Consider the following 2,896-nt stretch of genomic DNA (forward strand, 5'->3'; position numbering starts at 1 on the left):
CGAACTCGGTGAGATCCAGACGGTACTGATCCAACACCCCGCCGTCCACGAGGCATTCGTGACGGCCCACGACGGCGAGCTGACCGGGTACTACGCGCCGGCCGAGGCGTCAGTGGAGTCGGTCCGAGCGCATCTGACCGACCGCCTGCCCGACTACATGGTGCCCTCTGCCCTGGTCGTCCTGCAGGCGCTGCCGCTCAACGCCAACGGCAAGGTCGACCGCCGCGCCCTGCCCGTCCCGGACGCCGCCGAGGAGCCGGGCGACGGTCATGTCGCCCCGCGCACGGTGACCGAGGAGCGGATCGCCGAGGTGTGGGCCCAGGTGCTGGGCCTGGAACGGGTCGGAGTCGAGGACGGCTTCTTCGAGATCGGCGGCCACTCGATCCGCGCCGTCGCCCTCGTCGGCGCGTTGCGCTCGGCCGGGTACGACGTCGGCGTGCGCGACGTCTTCGAGCACCGTACGGTCGCCGAGCTCAGCGAGTTCCTCACCGGGCGGCCCGCCCGCACCGAGGTCGACAGGCCCGTCGAGCGGTTCGCGCTGATCGCGGCCGAGGACCGGGAGCGGCTGCCGGGCGACGCTGTGGACGCCTATCCGCTGACCCAGGTGCAGCTTGGCATGGTCCTGGAGATGCTGGCCGACGGCACGAAGCACGCATACCACAACGTGTCGTCGTTCCGGATCACGGAGTCGGAACCGTTCTCGGCCGAGGCACTGCGCGTCGCCGCCCAGGTGGTCACGGCCCGCCACGAGATGCTGCGGACCTCCTTCCACCTGGATGGCTACGCTCGACCGCTGCAGGTGGTGCATGCCGAGGCCGTGATACCGGTGACCGTGCAGGACCTCAGGGACCTGGACGAGGCCGGACGGCTCCGTGCCGTCGCGGAGTTCCTCGCCCGGGAGCGCGCCGACCTGTTCGACCTGGAGCGGGCGCCGCTGCTGCGGATGACCGCGCACATCGAGGACGACGGCTGGCGGCTCGGGGTGACCGTGTGCCATGCCATCACCGAGGGCTGGAGCCACCGGGCCCTGCTGATGGAACTGCTCGACGAGTACCGGCGGCTGCGCGAGGGCGGCCGGCCGTCCCCGGTGCCCGCGCCCGCCGTGCGGTACGCGGACTTCGTCGCCGCCGAGTTGCAGTCGCTGGAGTCCGAGCGGGACCGGGCGTACTGGGCCGCGGTCACCGGCGGGTACGCGCGCTTCCGCCTGCCGACGGCCTGGGCGGGTGACCGCACCGCCGACCGCGAGCGGTACCGGGCCGCGGTGGAGTTGCGGGAGTTCGAGCCGGGACTGCGCGCCCTGGCGACGCGGGCCCGGGCCTCGGTCAAGAGCGTGCTGCTCGCCGCCCACCTGAAGGTGCTCAGCCTGCTCACCGAGGAGAACCGCTTCCACTCGGGCCTCGTCTTCAGCGCCCGCCCCGAGGCACCGGGCGCCGACCGGGTCTACGGCATGTATCTCAACACCCTGCCGTTCACCTTCGACGCGGACCGCGACCGCACCTGGGAGCAACTCGTCCGGGAGGTCTTCGCCCATGAGGCGGGCATGTGGGAACACCGCCGCTACCCGATGCCCGCGATCCAGCGCGACGCCGGGGCGGAGCGCCTGCTCGACGTCCGCTTCAGCTACCAGGACTTCGACCACGTGGACACCGAACGCGTCGACGTCGGCGGCAGCTCCGCCGAGGGCGCGACCGAGTTCGACCTGGCGGTGTCGGCGGTCTCCGGGTATCTGCTGCTGACCACGCACACCCACGCCCTGTCCCGGGCGAACACGGACCGGCTGACCGCCCTGTACACGGCGGTGCTGTCCGCGATGGTGCGGGACCCCGCGGCCGATGCCCGCGTCGCGCCCCTGCCGGCCGAGGAGCGCGAGCGGCAGCTGACCGAATGGAACGACACGGCGTACGAGCAGGGATCCGCCTCCGTGCTCCAGCGGTTCGAGGAGCAGGCCGCCCGCGTCCCGGACGCACCGGCCGTGACCCTCGGACCCGACACGGTGACCTACGCGGAGCTGGACGCCCGGGCCAACCGGCTGGCCCACGCGCTGCGGGCCCGCGGTGTCGGCGCGGAGACCCGGGTCGCGGTCCAGCTGGACCGGGGTCCCGACCTGATCGCGGCGCTGCTCGCGGTGTGGAAGGCGGGCGGCGCGTACGTTCCCGTCGACCCCTCCTGTCCCGCGGAGCGCGTCGCCTCCATCGTGGCGACCTCGGGCGCCCCGACGGCGATCACGACCGAGCCGTACGCGGACCGGTTCTGCGGCATCACGGTGCTGCTCGCCGACGAGGACGCCAGTGCACTGCCGGTGTCGGCGCCGGTGCGTACGGACGATCCGGACGGGCTGGCGTACGTGGTGTTCACGTCGGGTTCGACGGGTGTTCCCAAGGGGGTGGAGGTTGCGCACCGGGGTCTGGCGAATCATGTGGCGTGGGCGGCACGGGAGCTGGCGTCCCGGGGTACGGGCGGTGCCCCGCTCTTCTCCTCGGTCGCCTTCGACCTGGTCGTCCCCAACCTGTGGGGACCGCTGGTCACCGGTCAGCGGGTGTTCGCGGTGGCGCAGGACACTGCTCCCGCGGAGCTGGGCCGTGCACTGCTGGCCGGTGCGCCCTACAGCTTCGTGAAGCTGACGCCCGGACACCTCGACCTGCTCGCCGCGCAACTCACCACCGAGCAGGCGGACGACCTGGCCGCCGTGACGGTGGTCGCCGGCGAGGCGCTGCCCGGTACCACCGCCGACCGGTCGCTGGAGATCCTCGGCCCGGGACGACTCGTCAACGAGTACGGTCCGACGGAGGCGTCGGTCGGTTCGACGGTCTTCCCGGTGCGGGAGGCGGTGGGGCGGGACGTCGTCCCGATCGGTCGGCCGTTGCCGAACATGCGGGTGTATGTGCTGGACGCGGCG

1 protein-coding gene is annotated in these 2,896 nt (G+C 72.7%); it reads left to right on the forward strand.

Annotation, left to right across the window (positions count from 1 at the left end):
* Positions 1-2,896 (forward strand): AMP-binding protein (locus IEY89_RS39970; RefSeq protein WP_189152426.1); only part of this gene is annotated, 2,896 nt, incomplete at both ends.

The organism is Streptomyces lacrimifluminis (assembly GCF_014646095.1).
Taxonomy (GTDB): domain Bacteria; phylum Actinomycetota; class Actinomycetes; order Streptomycetales; family Streptomycetaceae; genus Streptomyces; species Streptomyces lacrimifluminis.